Source organism: Streptomyces sp. NPDC059788 (assembly GCF_042732265.1).
Classification (GTDB): Bacteria; Actinomycetota; Actinomycetes; order Streptomycetales; family Streptomycetaceae; genus Streptomyces.
The window spans coordinates 95,725-111,292 of the sequence record NZ_JBHWHY010000034.1; the positions used below are offsets into that span (position 1 = coordinate 95,725).

General features: G+C 72.6%; 15 protein-coding genes. 5 read left to right on the plus strand and 10 right to left on the minus strand.

Annotated features, from left to right (window positions below):
* Positions 1–444: 444 nt before the first annotated feature.
* The 7 genes from fbaA to ACFV57_RS27930 all read right to left on the minus strand — a co-directional run bounded on the left by fbaA (position 445) and on the right by ACFV57_RS27930 (position 7,478).
* Positions 445–1,467, minus strand: a complete 1,023-nt coding sequence (gene fbaA, locus ACFV57_RS27900; protein WP_385237927.1) for a class II fructose-bisphosphate aldolase — start codon at positions 1,465–1,467, stop codon at positions 445–447.
* Positions 1,468–1,670: 203 nt separating this feature from the next.
* Entirely contained in the window at positions 1,671–2,213 is a 543-nt protein-coding gene (gene pyrE, locus ACFV57_RS27905) for an orotate phosphoribosyltransferase (protein ID WP_385237929.1), read from the minus strand.
* Between the two features lie 76 nt (positions 2,214–2,289).
* Positions 2,290–3,138, minus strand: a complete 849-nt coding sequence (locus ACFV57_RS27910) for an aldose 1-epimerase (protein WP_385237931.1) — start codon at positions 3,136–3,138, stop codon at positions 2,290–2,292.
* A 99-nt stretch (positions 3,139–3,237) separates the two neighbouring features.
* The gene (locus ACFV57_RS27915) at positions 3,238–4,014 is read right to left on the minus strand and encodes an SRPBCC domain-containing protein (protein ID WP_385237933.1); all 777 of its coding nucleotides are present in this window, start codon (positions 4,012–4,014) and stop codon (positions 3,238–3,240) included.
* Between the two features lie 213 nt (positions 4,015–4,227).
* On the minus strand, positions 4,228–6,000 hold the full coding sequence (locus tag ACFV57_RS27920; protein WP_385237935.1) for a spermidine synthase: 1,773 nt from the start codon (positions 5,998–6,000) through the stop codon (positions 4,228–4,230).
* Between the two features lie 250 nt (positions 6,001–6,250).
* Complete coding sequence (locus ACFV57_RS27925; RefSeq protein WP_385237937.1) at positions 6,251–6,769, minus strand: DUF2617 family protein; 519 nt, start codon at positions 6,767–6,769, stop codon at positions 6,251–6,253.
* 445 nt (positions 6,770–7,214) lie between these two features.
* The gene (locus ACFV57_RS27930) at positions 7,215–7,478 is read right to left on the minus strand and encodes a hypothetical protein (RefSeq protein ID WP_385237939.1); all 264 of its coding nucleotides are present in this window, start codon (positions 7,476–7,478) and stop codon (positions 7,215–7,217) included.
* Positions 7,479–7,773: 295 nt separating this feature from the next.
* Between ACFV57_RS27930 and ACFV57_RS27935 the strand changes: the two genes are divergently transcribed.
* A complete protein-coding gene (locus ACFV57_RS27935) occupies positions 7,774–8,952 on the plus strand; it encodes a pyridoxal phosphate-dependent aminotransferase (RefSeq protein ID WP_385237941.1) in 1,179 nt (392 codons plus the stop codon).
* 184 nt (positions 8,953–9,136) lie between these two features.
* Entirely contained in the window at positions 9,137–10,378 is a 1,242-nt protein-coding gene (locus ACFV57_RS27940; protein WP_385237943.1) for a hypothetical protein, read from the plus strand.
* Between the two features lie 82 nt (positions 10,379–10,460).
* Here ACFV57_RS27940 and ACFV57_RS27945 read toward each other — a convergent pair whose 3' ends face one another.
* Entirely contained in the window at positions 10,461–10,997 is a 537-nt protein-coding gene (locus ACFV57_RS27945) for a YbjN domain-containing protein (protein WP_385237945.1), read from the minus strand.
* A gap of 143 nt (positions 10,998–11,140) precedes the next feature.
* Positions 11,141–13,780 (minus strand): ATP-dependent chaperone ClpB, encoded by a 2,640-nt coding sequence (gene clpB, locus ACFV57_RS27950; RefSeq protein ID WP_385237947.1) that lies wholly within the window; start codon positions 13,778–13,780, stop codon positions 11,141–11,143.
* A 438-nt stretch (positions 13,781–14,218) separates the two neighbouring features.
* Here clpB and ACFV57_RS27955 point away from each other — a divergent pair, with 438 nt between their 5' ends.
* Entirely contained in the window at positions 14,219–14,623 is a 405-nt protein-coding gene (locus tag ACFV57_RS27955) for a pyridoxamine 5'-phosphate oxidase family protein (protein ID WP_385237949.1), read from the plus strand.
* Positions 14,624–14,869: 246 nt separating this feature from the next.
* On the opposite strand, the gene ACFV57_RS27960 is transcribed toward ACFV57_RS27955, so the two are convergent.
* Positions 14,870–15,013, minus strand: a complete 144-nt coding sequence (locus ACFV57_RS27960; protein ID WP_385237967.1) for a hypothetical protein — start codon at positions 15,011–15,013, stop codon at positions 14,870–14,872.
* Here ACFV57_RS27960 and ACFV57_RS27965 point away from each other — a divergent pair.
* Both ACFV57_RS27965 and ACFV57_RS27970 read left to right on the plus strand, forming a co-directional pair.
* A complete protein-coding gene (locus ACFV57_RS27965; protein WP_385237965.1) occupies positions 14,984–15,115 on the plus strand; it encodes a hypothetical protein in 132 nt (43 codons plus the stop codon). The two genes, ACFV57_RS27960 and ACFV57_RS27965, sit on opposite strands and share 30 nt — an antisense overlap.
* Positions 15,112–15,516, plus strand: coding sequence for a hypothetical protein (locus tag ACFV57_RS27970; RefSeq protein WP_385237951.1), 405 nt, complete (start codon positions 15,112–15,114; stop codon positions 15,514–15,516). Before ACFV57_RS27965 ends, ACFV57_RS27970 begins: the two co-directional genes overlap by 4 nt.
* The last annotated feature ends 52 nt before the right edge of the window (positions 15,517–15,568 follow it).

A 15,568-nucleotide genomic window follows, 5' to 3' on the forward strand; every position in this document is an offset into this window, starting at 1 on the left:
TCCCGGCCCTCGCACCCTGCTCACCGCCGCCAAGCAGTACGGGCAGCGCAGATGGCGCCACCCCGCCGCCCCGCTCCGCGCGGCGAGCCCACCCACTGCGCTCCGCGCAGCGGAACCGCCCCTGCGCTCCGCGCAGGGGACCCGGCCCGGTCCAGCGCTCCGCGCCGGACCGGGCTGTGTGGTTCCCAGCCACGATGTACGGATAGTCGCCCACGGCGCGGGGCTCGGGTCCACGCAGGGGTCTCCCCGCAGAGCAGCCGGGTATCTGGGTTCACAACTACGTCACCGATGACGTGCACGGTGTCGAGGAGTGACCCCTGCGGGGACCCGAGCCCCCCACCCACCGGACCGACAGCGCACAACGCGCACCCCCAACCGCGTCGGCCAAAGCAAAGGCCCCGCGCTCACGCAACGTGAACGCGGGACCCCAATGGCGCCAGGTGGTTACTTGATCTTGGTGCCGGTGGAGCGGAGGTTCGCGCAGGCCTCCGTGATGCGCTTGGCCATGCCCGCCTCGGCGAGCTTGCCCCAGCTGCGCGGGTCGTAGGTCTTCTTGTTGCCCACGTCGCCGTCGACCTTCAGCACACCGTCGTAGTTGCGGAACATGTGGTCCGCGATCGGCCGCGTGAACGCGTACTGCGTGTCCGTGTCCAGGTTCATCTTCACGACGCCGTTCTCCAGCGCCGTGGCGATCTCCTCCGCCGTCGAGCCGGAGCCACCGTGGAAGACGAAGTCGAACGGCGCGGACTTGCCGTACTTCGCACCGACGCCCTCCTGGAGATCCTTCAGCAGCTCGGGGCGGAGCACGACGTTGCCCGGCTTGTAGACGCCGTGCACGTTGCCGAACGACGCCGCCAGCAGGTAGCGGCCCTTCTCGCCCAAGCCCAGCGCCTCAGCGGTCCGCACCGCGTCGTCGACCGTGGTGTAGAGCTCGTCGTTGATCTCGTGGGTGACGCCGTCCTCCTCGCCACCGGTCGGGGTGATCTCGACCTCAAGGATGATCTTCGCGGCGGCAGCCTGGGCCAGCAGTTCCTGGGCGATGGCCAGGTTGTCGGCGAGGGTCTCGGCGGAGCCGTCCCACATGTGGGACTGGAACAGCGGGTTCTGGCCCTTGGCCACCCGCTGCTCGGAGATCGCCAGCAGCGGACGGACGTAGCCGTCCAGCTTGTCCTTGGGGCAGTGGTCGGTGTGCAGCGCGACGTTGATGTCGTACTTCTCGGCGACGATGTGCGCGAACTCCGCCAGCGCGACGGCGCCGGTCACCATGTCCTTGTTGTGCTGGCCGCCCAGGAACTCCGCACCACCGGTGGAAATCTGGACGATGCCGTCGCTCTCGGCCTCGGCGAAACCACGCAGCGCTGCGTGCAGAGTCTGCGTCGAGGTCACGTTGATGGCCGGGTAGGCGAACTTGCCTGCCTTCGCCCGGTCCAGCATCTCGTTGTAGACCTCGGGAGTTGCGATGGGCATCTGTCCGCTCCTTGTGATGTGCGGGTGTGCGTTCTGGGCCCTGACCAGGGGGCGACGACATCGCCGTAGCTCATCTTCCCAGACTCGGCGGTTTGCTCCACATCCCGTACACGCCACCCCCACGCAAAGGGGTGGCCGGTTTCACGTGAAACCAACCACCCGTTTGCGATCCGCGCTGGTCAGCGTCGGGTCCCGCGCAGGACTCAACCGAGGCCGAGATCACCGAGCCGGTATCCGGTGATGTACGGCAGACCCGCATCGGCGATCGCCGTCTCCGCCCCGCGGTCCACGATCGTGGCGACCGCGACCACCTCCGCGCCCGCCTCGCGCGCCGCCTCCACCGCGGTCAGCGGCGAGCCGCCGGTGGTGGAGGTGTCCTCGACCACCAGGACCCGGCGGCCCTTGATGTCCGGACCCTCGATCCGCCGCTGCATCCCGTGCGTCTTCTGCGCCTTGCGTACGACGAACGCGTCCAGCCGGCGGCCGCGCGCCGCGGCGGCGTGCAGCATCGAGGCCGCGACCGGGTCGGCGCCGAGCGTGAGCCCGCCGACCGCGTCGTAGTCCAGGTCGGCGGTGATGTCCAGCATCAGCTGCCCGACGAGGGGCGCGGCCGCACCGTCGAGGGTGATCCGGCGCAGGTCGATGTAGTAGTCGGCCTCCTTGCCGGAGGAGAGCGTCACCTTGCCGTGCACCACGGCCTTGTCCTTGATCTGCTGCAGCAGATCGCCGCGTACGTCGTCAGTCATGTGCATGAGCTTAGAAGGTGGCCCGGGCCCCGGCCCGACGCCGGGGCCGGGAGCGAGGGACGGGGGCCCTGGCCGGTCACGCCAGGGTGCGCCAGGCCCAGGTGGTGGAGATCTCCAACGGGTCGATGGGGGTGACCAGGCGCGGCGCCGTGTTGAGGCCGTTCGGCGGGCCGGACTGCGGCTCCACGCAGACCGCCTCCTGCTGCTCGTCGTAGATCACCACCCATTCGGCACGGCTGGTGACCTTCAGCTCCAGCCGGCCCGGCCAGGTGAGGGTGACGTCCACGCCGTCCGGCATGCCGAAGCAGTCGTCCCAGGGGCCGGGCTTCGGGTCGATGCGCCGGCCGGTGGGCAGGTGGTTCTCGCCGCGCTCCTCCTGCCAGGCGGCTGAGAAGTCGATCCGTACGTCCTCGCTCTGCCGCCCCTCCTCGCCGAGCCGGCGCAGGAACCACGGGTGCCAGCCGGCCTGCGCCGGGAAGGAGTCGGCGCTCGCCTCGACGCCCATGGTCAGGGTGAGCGAGCCGCCGTCCTCGGCCAGCTCGACCAGCTGGGTGACGCGGCCCGGGTACGGCCAGGGCGCGGCGTCCGGGTCGAGGAGGTCGTAGGTGAACACGGCGCTGGTGGCGTCCGCGCGGGCCGTCGTCCAGGCGACGTCGCGGCCGGTGCCGTGGATGGCGTGCGGCGCGGAGTTGACCGGCATCTGGTGCGTCTCGCCGCCGTTGCGGAACTGCCCGTTCTCGATCCGGCCGCACCACGGCACCATCGGGAAGGAGCCGTACTTGGCGCCCTGCCGCAGCAGTTCCGTACCGCCGATGCGCAGGCCGGCGAGCCGGCCGCCGTTGGCCGGGTCCACGGTCAGTTCGGCGTCGCCGGCGGCCAGCAGTACCTGGCCCTGCGGGGCGTTTCGCGTGTCGTTGTCACTCACGGTCCGACCCTAACGGGGAGCCGGCGCGGGACGGCGTGCGGCGGGCGTGGTGTCGCCGGCGGTCCGGGCACCCCCGCTGCCGCCATCACACCGGGCCGTTCAGCGGCGCCGCCGCAGCACCCGGCCCACCACGACGGCCGACGCGAGCGCGAGGGCCGCGGCGGGGGCCGCCCAGCGCAGGGTGGCGGAGGTGGTCGCCGACTGCGGGGCGGGCACGGGCGCGTACCGGCCGCGGGGCGGCGCGTGGTCGACTTCCTCGGCGCTGCGCCCGATCATCGTGCGTCGCGCGTGCGCGGCTTCGGCGGGCGCGGCGTCGTCCTGGTCGTCGGCATCGGCGAGCGGGTCGAGCGAGGGCGGCGGCACCTCGGACTCGAAGCCGGCCGGGTCGGCGGGGAGCGCGGACGGCGCGCCGCCGCCCCGGGCCTCCAGCGGGTTGTCGGTGAGGTCCGCCGTGAGGTTGGCGGCGAAGCGGTCCAGGACACGGCGTCCGGCGGAGTCGGCCGCCTGGTCGGTGGCCTCGGCGAGGCGCCCCGTGCTCGTGACCGTACCGGCGCAGCTCAGGACCGTGGTCGCGGCGTCGTCGGGCCCGGCGGCGAGCCGCACGGTGAGGGACAGTTCGGCGGAGCCGTCGCCCCGGGACTCCATTCCGCTCGCCTCGACCGTGACCGTCCCGGCGCTGCGGAAGGTGACAGTCAGCGTGCCGCGGTAGGTGATGGTGGAACTCCCGATGCGCAGCCGCAGCCGCCCGCCGGGGGTGCCGGGGTCCGCGTCGGCGTCGAGTTGGCACCCGGGAATGCAGCGCGCCACGCGCTCCGGCTCGGTCAGTGCCAGCCGTACGGTCTCGACGGGAAACGGAACGTACACCTCGTGCTCCATGACATGGGAGCCTAATTCCTTTCCGAGCACGGCGGGGACCCCCTTGACGGGTGTCCGTGGTGTTCGAATCGGGACCGTCACGTCCCGGGAGGGCCGTGCTCACCGGGGGTCGAGGCAGTCGCGCCACCGTGAGCGGGCGAGGGTTCCGGCTCCCGCCGACCGGCGCCCGGCGGCCGTCTGCGGCACCCGGGCACACGAGCGCGTCAGCGCGCGTCAGTCCAGGTGACGCGGGTGCATCAGGGTCGAGGGCGGCAGGCCGGGGATGCGGGTGGGGGTGATGGCGCGGGCGGCGGCGCGGAGGCCGTCGCGGGTCAGGGAGCGTAGGGCCGGGGTGTCCGGCGGCAGGTCCAGGTGGGGTTTTCGGTGTGCGGCCAGGATGAAGCCCCAGCCGCAGGCGGTCCGGTCGGTGGCGGGGCGGTCCGTCGCGCAGGAGCGTTCCGGCGCGTCGTTGCGGTGCGGCAGCCGGCCGGGGATGCGGTAGGGGACGGTCGCCAGGCCCGCGGCCCGTACGGTCACGTCCACCGTCCAGAACGAGCGGGGCTGGACCGCGGGCTCTCCGGCGTGCACCACCAGCCGCCCGTTCTCGGCCAGGGCGCGGGCCGCGAGGCCGTAGAACTCCTGCGAGTAGAGCTTGGTGCTGGCCGTGCTTCCCGGGTCGGGGAGGTCGGCGACGATGACGTCGTACGGGCCGCCGTTCCGCGGCGCCGCACCGCCCCGCCGCAGCCATTCGAAGACGTCGCCCGGGACCACCCGCACCCGCGGGTCGTCGAGCGCGTGCCCGTTGAGCGCGGACAGGCCCGGGTCCGTACGGGCCAGCCGGACCACGTCCGGGTCGAGTTCGACGACCGTCACGTCCGTCACGCCGGGGTGGCGCAGCACCTCGCGGGCGGCCAGCCCGTCACCGCCGCCCAGCACCAGTACCCGGCGGTGCGGGCCGCCGGTCATGGCCGGGTGCACCAGCCCCTCGTGGTACGGGATGTCGTCCTCCGCGCGGGCCCGCAGCCGGCCGTCCAGGTAGAGCCCGAGCGGCCTTTCGGCCTTCCCGGCCCCGGCCGCCGGCCGCCCCCGCTCTGCGGCGCCACGGCCCGAACTGCCCGCGCGGCCGATTCCGTCCCTGCCGCCGGACCGGCCGGTGCGGCCCGTGGCCTCCGGGCCCGTACCGCCGGTGATCACGACTTCCTGGACGCCGGTACGGACCGCGACCCGCGCCGCCGACCCGTACACCGCGTCCCGCGCGGCCCGTTCGAACGGGGACACCAGCGCCGTCCCGGCCGCGAGAAGCGCCAGCACCAGCACGTTCGTGGTGATCAGCGTCCAGCGGGACCGTACGGACAGGTCGCGGCGGAAGAGCCAGAGCACCAGCCCGCCGCCGGCCACCGCGTTGACCGAGCCGGTGAGCAGGGCGCCGGAGATCTGGCCCAGCACCGGCAGCAGGAGGAAGGGGAAGGCCAGGCCGCCGACGAGGGCGCCCACGTAGTCGGCCGCGAACAGGTCCGCGACCGCGCCGCCCGCATCCTGGCGGCGGACCCGCTGGATGAGCGTCATCAGCAGCGGCACCTCGGCGCCGATGAGCATGCCTATGGCCAGGGAGAAGGCGACCAGGACGGAGCGGGACTGCCCGAACCAGGCGTAGCAGGCGTACAGCGCCATGGCGGAGAAGCCGCCGACGAGCGCGAGGACCGCCTCCAGTGCGCCGAATCCGACCGCCGCCCGGCACCGCAGCCGCTTGGCGAGCAGCGAGCCGACGCCCATCGCGAAGACCATGACGGACAGCACGACGGACGCCTGGGTGACCGAGTCGCCGGTCAGGTAGGAGGCGAGGGCGACCAGTTCGAGTTCGTAGACGAGTCCGCAGGCGGCGCAGACGAAGACCGTGGCCAGGACGAGCAGTCGGCCGAGTCCGGCGGGTACGGGCAGCGGCGCCGGACTCCTGGTCTCGGGCGGCACGGGGGAACCGCGGTGGACTGGATCAGGCGGGTCGATCATGCCGTGAACGCTACGTGACAACTGGATTGCCCTACGTCACCCACACGGGCGTAGTGAGCTTCCCACACGGGCGACTTGGAGCGCTGCGGGCAGGTGGCCCGCGGCGCGAGCCGGTAGAAGTGCCCGGCCCCCGGGCCCGCGGAACCGAACAGCCGTCTCCCGGTTCCCCCTCACCCGCCGCCGCACCCGGCCGCCGACCCCCGCGGCCCCGCCCCCGACGCGCCTCGCCACACCCGTCGCACCCCGCCCGTCAGAGCGCCGCCGCCACCCGTACCCCCACCCGCGTACGCGTCGCGACCAGCCGCCCCTCCTGCGGATACGCGTGCCAGGTGCGCCAGCGCACCTGGCCGTGTTCGCGCTGCGCCAGCATCGCGGTGAACGCGTGCGGCGAGCCCGGGAACGTTCCGGCAAGGCCGTGCGGGTGTTCGGCGACCAGGGCGAGCAGTTCCTGGGCGCGGCCGGCGAACGAGCCCTGCGACAGCGTCTCGACATGGGCGGCGAATTCGTACTCCCAGTCGCCGATGCGTTTCGCCACCCCGAGCGGAAGCGGGGTACTGCTGCCGGGTATGCAGGCCACGGTCTCGGAGCAGGTGCCGCGCTCCTCCTCCAGGAGCACTTGGTGGGAGGCGCCGAGCAGTCTCAACTGCACGTTCGCGTCGTCGAGTTGGAGGTCGAGCACGGCGAGGGCCGACAGCGGCTCCCTGCCGAGTGCCCAGGCCAGGTCGGATGCACGGGTATCGGTGTAGGCCGTTTTCAGGGTCGTGAGCATGGGTCGGCTCCGCAAGCACGCAGTGGATGGTGGGCCGGCCTGCCCCGGAGACGGGATCAGGGTTACGACTGTCTGCCGGCTCGTGCCCACGTGGGGTCCGAGAACTGGGATTCTCTAGAGAGAGGGAATCATGAAACGAGCGGGGCCCACAGCGTTTTTACCCATCTTCGCCGGGTTTCCATCCCTCAGAGGGCCACTCAGTTCAGTTGTTCAACAGCCCATGACTCAGCGGGCGTTGACCCCACTGGGCGCATATGCGGACGTGCATGGGCCCCATGCATGTGTACGGGGCAGCAACGCCTCCGCAGCCGCCCCGCCCGCTTCCCCGACCCCTACCGAAAACCGCCTCGAACACCGCCCCGGACGACAGCTCGGGCGCCGCCCCGAACCCTGCCTCGGACGACGGCTCGGACCCCGCGCCCCGAAAGCCGCCCCGGACCGAGCCTCAGGAGCTGCCCCCGCAGCCACCGCCGCCCCCGCCGCAGGACGAGTGGTGCCCGCCGCCCCCACCCCCGCAGGAGAACCCGCCGCAGGAGTGGCCGTGATGGTGCCCGCCGCTCCCTCCCGGATCACCGGCCACCCACCAACCGGTGCCGTCCTGCCGGCGCTTGCCGAGGCTGCGGTGGCCGCTGCCGCTGCGGCCGTTCGCCGCCGTGGCCACCAGGGCCGCTACCACCACACAGATGGCGAGGAAGACCACAAATCCCATCGTCGCCCCACACTCCTTTCCGTCCCCCGAAGCGAGGCACCCGCCCCGGCCGCCGTCTCCCCCGCGGCCCGAAGCCCTGTCGTACGTGTCCTTCGATCCCTCTCCGGTCCGCGCCGATCCACTCCGCCCGCCCGGGCCCCGTCCCGCCCGGCCCCGCCCGGCCGCCCCCGGCGTCCTGCCCCCGGCTCCCGCCCGCCCCCGTACCGCGTGCCGTCGGTGCGGGACCCATGCCCGGCGCCCACCGCCCCCAAAGCACAGTTGAGGAAGTCCAGAGGTTCGGCGGAGGATGGCGGGCATGTCACGACCGCTGCTCAACCGCCGCCTCGCCGAGTTCGGTACGACGATCTTCGCCGAGATGTCCGCGCTCGCCGTACGCACCGGATCGATCAACCTGGGACAGGGGTTCCCCGACACCGACGGACCGCAGGAGGTCAGGGAGGCGGCGGTCCGCGCACTGCGCGACGGCCGCGGCAACCAGTACCCGCCGGGTCCGGGCGTCCCCGAACTGCGCGCCGCCGTCGCCGCGCACCAGCACCGCTTCTACGGCCACCTCGGCGTCGCCTGCGACCCGGACACCGAGGTGCTGGTCACCGCGGGCGCCACCGAGGCCATCGCCGCCTCGCTGCTCGCCCTGCTGGAGCCGGGCGACGAGGTCATCGCGCTGGAGCCGTACTACGACTCCTACGCCGCGTGCATCGCGATGGCGGGCGGCACGCGGGTCCCGGTGACGCTGCGGCCGTCCGCCGAGGACGGTACGTACGCCCTCGACCTGGACGAGCTGCGGGACGCCGTCACCGACCGCACCCGCCTCATCCTCCTCAACACCCCGCACAACCCCACCGGCACCGTCCTGGACCGCGCCGAACTCACCGAGATCGCCCGGCTCGCCTGCGAGCGCGACCTCCTGGTGATCACCGACGAGGTGTACGAACACCTCGTCTTCGAGGGCGAGCACATCCCGCTGGCGTCCCTGCCCGGCATGCGCGAGCGCACCGTCACCATCGGCTCGGCCGGCAAGACCTTCTCCTTCACCGGCTGGAAGGTCGGCTGGGTCACCGCGAGCCCGGAGCTGGTCGGCGCCGTCCGCTCCGCCAAGCAGTTCCTCACGTACGTCTCCGCCGGACCGTTCCAGTACGCGGTCGCCGAGGCGCTCGCCCTGCCCGACAGCTACTACACCGGCCTGCGGGACGACCTGCGCGCCAAGCGCGACCTGCTGGCCGACGGTCTCGCCGCCGCCGGGTTCCGCGTCTTCCGGCCGTCCGGCACGTACTTCGTCACCACCGACATCCGCCCCCTGGGACACGAGGACGGCTTCGCCTTCTGCCGCGCCCTCCCGGAGCGCGCCGGCGTCGTGGCCATCCCCAACGCCGTCTTCTACGACCACCAGGACCAGGGCGCCCCGTACGTCCGCTTCGCCTTCTGCAAGCAGGAGAAGGTTCTCCAGGAGGCGGTCGACCGGCTCCGCAGCCTCTGACGGAGGTCGCGTACGCCCGCGCCCGGCGGGCTGTCCGCGCCCCGCCTCGCGCCCCCGCCCGGCCACTCGATCGGCCTACCGGGGTCGCGGGGCAGGCGGGCGGCGCCGAGAGTCGTGGTGTCGGAGTGCGCCGGGCGTGCGGGGGCCGGTGCGTGAGTGCCGTTGCGCGTACCGGAGGTGTTCCGTGGCCGCCGAGACCGTCGACACCGCAGCCGCCGCCGCGGTACGGCCCGGCTCCGTACGCGTGCACGTCCGGGCGGCGCTGCGCCGCGCGGCCCCCGCCCTCGGGCTGTTCGCGGCCATCCGCCTGACGGGCGTGCTCTGTACGGCGCTCTGGGCCTGGCACACCGGCCGCCACCCGCGCAACCTCCTCGGCACCACGTGGGACTCCAACTGGTACCTGAGCGTGGCCCGGTACGGCTACGGATCGTCCTCACCGCTCCACATGTGGCCCACCGACCCCGACGCCGACCTGGCCTTCTTCCCCCTGTACCCGGGACTGATACGCGGTGTGTCCGCCGTCCTTCCGGTCGGCGCGCCCGACGCCGGGCTGCTGCTCGCGTGGACGGCCGCCGCCGTGGCCGCCTGGGGGATCTTCGCGGTCGGCGCGCATCTGTACGGGCGGCGCGCGGGCACGTTCCTGGTGGCACTCTGGGCCCTGCTGCCGCACGCCGTCGTCGAGTCGCTGAGCTATACGGAACCGCTGCTCACGGCACTGGCCGCGTGGGCGCTGTACGCGCTGCTCACCGACCGCCCGCTGTGGGCCGGCGCGCTGGCGGTCCTGGCAGGTCTGGCACGGCCGAACGGTTTGGCCGTCGCCGCGGCGGTCGTGGCGGTGGCGTCGGTGCGGACTTGGGCGGCGGCGGTACGGACTTGGCAGCGCGGGCCCGGACGGGACGGCCTCGTACCGCGACAGGCCGCCCGCCCCCTCTGGCGCTACTGGGCCGCGGCCCTGACCGCTCCCGCAGGCTGGTTCGGGTACGTCCTGTGGGTGGGGGCGCAGACCGGCGCCGGGCCACGTGGTTACTTCCAGGTACAGGCGATATGGGGTTCCCGTTTCGACTTCGGCCGGGACACCCTGCGGTCCGTGAAGCGGCTGTTCCTGTACAACGAGCCGCTGGTGCAGCACATGGCCGCCGCGGTCGTCGCCGTAGCGGTGCTGCTCTTCGTGCTGCTGGTGCTGGACCGGCCGCCGCTGCCGCTGCTCGTCTACACCGTCGTGCTGCTGGCGATGGCCCTGGGCGGCACCGGCTACTTCCCCTCCAAGCCGCGGTTCCTGCTGCCGGCCTTCCCGCTGCTCGTCCCGGCGGCGGTGGCACTGGCCCGCGCCCGCCCGCGCGCCGTCGTCCTGGCGACCGGTTCGCTGGCCGCGCTCTCGCTCGGATACGGCGTATATCTGCTGGCCATGGCGCCCCTGCCGCTCTGAGCCGGGCGTGGCCCATGACGCCGGCGGGCCCCGGAGCGCATCGCTCCGGGGCCCGCCGGCGGCTGCGGCCGTGCGCGAGGGCTTACGCTTCCTCGTCACCCGGCTTCTCGTCGCCTTCGCCTTCGATGTCGGCCTCCAGGCCGAGCTGCTCGACGATCCACTTGTCGAACTCGATCGAGGCGCGGACCCAGCTGACCGTGCTCGAAACGAAGTGCTCAAGGGCGACGCCGGTGCCGATCAGCATCGATGCCTCGCCGATCAGGCGGACCGTGCCGTCGTCGTGGGTGTGGGTGTAGGCCTTGGGCCACAGCGTCCGGCGGTTCCAGTCGTCGAGCGCCTCCAGCAGCTTCGGCTTGTCGTCGATGCCGTGCGGGCGGTCGTAGAACGTGCGGACGGAGAAGATCTGCTGCTCCTCCTCGCCGCGGAACATGAAGTACGTGCGGAACTGCTCCCACGGGGCGGCGAGGTCACCCTCGTCGTCGACTACGTACTTCAGCTCCATCTGGTCGAGGAGCTGCTTGACCAGGTCCTGGTCGGGCAGGACGGGACCATCAGGCCCCGACGGCTGCGGTTCGGGCTGGCCCCCGAAATTCGGGATCGAGGACGGGTCGATGCTCACCGTGGAATTCCCTTCGTATGGTCCTCGTCATCCTCCCCCATCCCGGCCCCGTCATGGCAAGCCCGCCGCCCTCTCTCCGCTGCGGGCTAAAAACCCGGCAGGGGGGACGGCGGCGGGACACGCCTCTCAACAGCCCGGTGCGATCACCGTACGGGGCCGACCTCCAGCGACCGGCCGTCCTCGGCGACATCCACCCGTACCGTGTCGCCGTCCAGCACCTCGCCCGACAGGATCGCCTTGGCGAGCTGGTCGCCGATGGCCGTCTGCACCAGGCGGCGCAGCGGGCGCGCGCCGTAGGACAGGTCCGGCGCGGCCTGCGGCTGGTCGACGACCGGTTCCTGGCCGAGCCAGGCGAGCCAGGTCAGCGCGCGGTCGGTGACGTCCAGTGTCAGCCTGCGGTCGGCGAGCCGGCGCTGGAGGTGGTCGATCTGGATGCCCGCGATCCGCTGGAGCTGGTCGGTGCCGAGCGGGTGGAAGACCACCAGGTCGTCCAGCCGGTTGAGGAACTCCGGCCGGAAGGAGGACCGCACCGTCTCCAGCACCTTGTCCTTCTTCTGGTCCTCCTTCAGGAGCGGGTCCATCAGGAAGTTCGAACCCAGGTTGGAGGTCAGGATCAGGATCGCGTTGCGGAAGTCCACCGTGCGGCCCTGGCCGTCGGTGAGGCGGCCGTCGTCGAGGACCTGGAGCAGTACGTCGAAGACCTCGTGGTGCGCCTTCTCCACCTCGTCGAGCAGGACGACGCTGTACGGGCGGCGGCGGACCGCCTCGGTGAGCTGGCCGCCCTCCTCGTAGCCGACGTAGCCGGGCGGGGCGCCGACCAGGCGGGCCACGCTGTGCTTCTCGCCGTACTCGCTCATGTCGATGCGGACCATCGCCCGCTCGTCGTCGAAGAGGAAGTCCGCGAGCGCCTTGGCCAGCTCGGTCTTGCCGACGCCGGTCGGGCCGAGGAAGAGGAAGGAGCCGGTGGGGCGGTCCGGGTCGGCGATGCCGGCGCGGGTGCGGCGCACCGCGTCCGACACGGCCCGTACGGCCTCGGTCTGGCCGATCAGCCGCTTGCCCAGCTCGTCCTCCATGCGCAGCAGCTTCTGCGTCTCGCCCTCCATCAGGCGGCCGGCCGGGATGCCGGTCCAGGAGCCGACCACGTCCGCGATGTCGTCGGGGCCGACCTCCTCCTTGACCATCGAGGACTTGGCGTCCTTCGAGGCCTCCTGCTCGGCCTCGGCCGCGGCGGCCTCCTCCAGCTCCCGCTCCAGGCCCGGGATCTCCCCGTACAGCAGCTTGGAGGCGGTGTCGAAGTCGCCGTCGCGCTGGGCGCGCTCGGCCTGGCCGCGCAGCTCGTCGAGCTTCTCCTTCAGCTCGCCGAGGCGGTTGAGGCCCTGCTTCTCCTTCTCCCAGCGGGCGGTCAGGCCGCGCAGCTCCTCCTCCTTGTCGGCGAGGTCCTTGCGCAGCTTCTCCAGGCGCTGGACGGAACCGGCGTCGGTCTCGCTCTTGAGCGCCAGCTCCTCCATGCGCAGCCGGTCGACGGAGCGCTGCAGCTCGTCGATCTCCACGGGGGAGGAGTCGATCTCCATACGGAGGCGGGAGGCCGCCTCGTCGACGAGGTCGATGGCCTTGTCGGGCAGGAAGCGGGAGGTGATGTAGCGGTCGGAGAGGGTGGCGGCGGCGACCAGCGCGGAGTCGGCGATCTGCACCTTGTGGTGGGCCTCGTAGCGGCCCTTGAGGCCGCGCAGGATCGCGACGGTGTCCTCGACGGTCGGCTCGGCGACCAGCACCTGCTGGAAGCGGCGCTCCAGCGCCGGGTCCTTCTCGATGCGCTCGCGGTACTCGTCGAGGGTCGTGGCGCCGACCATGCGCAGCTCGCCGCGGGCCAGCATGGGCTTGAGCATGTTGCCCGCGTCCATGGCGGAGTCGCCCCCGGCGCCGGTGCCGACGACCGTGTGCAGCTCGTCGATGAACGTGATGATCTGGCCGTCGCTCGACTTGATCTCCGCCAGGACGGTCTTGAGCCGCTCCTCGAACTCGCCGCGGTACTTCGCGCCCGCCACCATCGCGCCCAGGTCCAGCGCCACCAGCCGCTTGTCGCGCAGCGACTCGGGCACGTCGCCCTTCACTATCCGCTGCGCCAGGCCCTCGACGACGGCGGTCTTGCCGACGCCGGGCTCGCCGATGAGCACCGGGTTGTTCTTCGTACGGCGGGAGAGCACCTGCACCACGCGGCGGATCTCCTGGTCACGGCCGATGACCGGGTCCAGCTTGCCCTCGCGCGCGGCCTCCGTGAAGTCCGTACCGAACTTCTCCAGTGCCTTGTACGTGCCCTCCGGGTCCGGGTTGGTCACCCGCCGGCCGCCGCGGCTGTCCTCGAAGGCGCTCAGCAGCTTCTTGGCGGTGGCGCCCTGCTGCGCGAGCAGCTCGCCGGTGCGGCCGCCCTTGGCGGCGATGCCGATGAGGAGGTGCTCGGTGGAGATGAAGTCGTCGCCCAGCTCCTTGGCGCGCTGCGCGGCGTCGGCGATGACGGCCAGCGTGTCGCGGTCGGGCTGCGGCGGGGCGACCGTGGAACCCTGCACGCTGGGCTGCGCGGCCAGCTGGCGCTCGGCGCCGGAGCGCAGCGCGGCGGCGTCGGCGCCGACGGCGGCCAGCAGGTCGGTGATGTTCTCGTTGTCCGCGCCGGCGAGGAGGGCGAGCAGCAGATGCGCGGGGGTCATGTCCGCGTGTCCCGCCGTCACCGCCCGCTCGTTGGCGGCGCTCAGCGCCTCGCGGCTCTTGTTGGTCAGCTCGGCGTCCACTCGCGCGCTCCTCCTTGTGCTCGGGTGCTGGTCGGTGCCGCGGACCCCGCGGCGAAACCTGCTCGGCTCAACGTCCGATAAGTTGAGTCTATTCCACTCAACGCGGTTTCGGCGACGTTACGGCGTCTTCCGGCCCATCTACGGGTGCACCCGACGAGCCCCGGCCATGCCGCCGCAGCGGCATCCGGCAGCCCCCCGGCCGCCCCCGGGTCACCCGTACGGACGCCTCTGCGGGCCTGCCGCCACCGTCCGACCTGCCTCCGTCGTCCCGAACCGGGCCGTACGCCACCGGCGCGGAATCCTTCACACCCCTCCGCACGCCCCCTGGACCTACGGCGCTTTCGCGACGTCTTTACAACACCTTCACGCCACCCGCGCTGTCCCTTTGCAGCCCCCGCGCACCGCACCTCCACAGGTTCCCCAATTACTCTTCCGGACATGGCCCACGACCTGGACGACCTCAGCCCCGAGTACCTCGCCTTCTGGAGCGAGCATCTCCTGTGCACGCTGACCACCCTGCGCCCCGACGGCACACCCCACGTCGTCCCGGTCGGTGTCACCTTCGACGCGAACCAGCGCATCGCCCGAGTGATCACCCGCAAGGACAGCAGCAAGGTCGGCCACATCCTCGCGGGCGGCGCGGACGGCGCCCGGGTCGCGGTGTGCCAGATGCACCGCAGGCGCTGGGCCACCCTGGAGGGCGTCGCCCGCATCCGTACGGACACGGCCGTGGTGGCGGACGCGGTACGGCGCTACACCGAGCGCTACGGACGCGTCCCGTCCCCCAACCCGGACCGGGTGATGGTGGAGATCAGCGTGACCAAGGCGCTGGGCCGCGTTTAAGGCGTATCGGCGGGCGCCGCGCGGACGGGCGGCGCCGACGCTGCGGCAGGACCGTACCTGGCCGACGGTGCCACGCCAGGTACGGACCTGTCCGACGGCGCCGCGCCAGGTACGGACCTGGCCGGATTCGGACGGTGCGGTTCCACCGCGCCGCGTGCCCTGCTAAGCCCGTTGCGGAACCCACCGCGCACCTCGTGGAACGCCGCGAAGCGCGACACGGCCGCTGGAGAGCGCATGGCGTCTGCATCACGCACCGAACCGATCGATTCCCGTAACGGTGTCCGACCGCGCCCGGCCCGCCGCCACCCCGGCCACCCCGCCCGCGCCGAGCTGTGCCCCCGGTGCGGCGGCCCGCTCGCCGTGAACCAGGACGGCTGGAAGATCTGCCATGCGTGCGGATACGCCTCCCCGCCCGGCACCGCCCCTCCACCGCGCCACGCGCGCGGCGGTATCGTCACCCCCACACTCGCCACGTCCCGGGGGGCACGATGAACTCGGTCCGAGTGACGGCGATCGCCTGCCTCATGCCGCTGTCGGGGCTGGACGACGACCCGTTCCTGGTGGACGACCGCAGCCAGCACGCCATGTGCGCCCAGTGGGCGCAGGCCCGTGACTACGACCTGACCTGCCGGCTGAGTGTGCACCGGCTCCGCGTCGACCACACCGCGCTGTGGCAGGACGTGGAGGCCGGGCTGGTCGATGTCTTCGTCGCCCCCAACCGCCGCTCCCTGGAGAACGCCATCGCCTCGGCCGACGAGTTCAGCGCCCGCTGCGCCGCCGCCGGCGTCCGGCTGGAGATCGCCGACTACGACGAGCCGGTCTACACCACCGCGATGAAATCCCAGGTCCACCGCCGCCTGTCCATGCCGACGGCCGGCTACAACGGCTGCTGACGGCCGCCGGACACAGCGCGAAAGGCGCGGGGCCGGGGTGCGTGTGCACCCC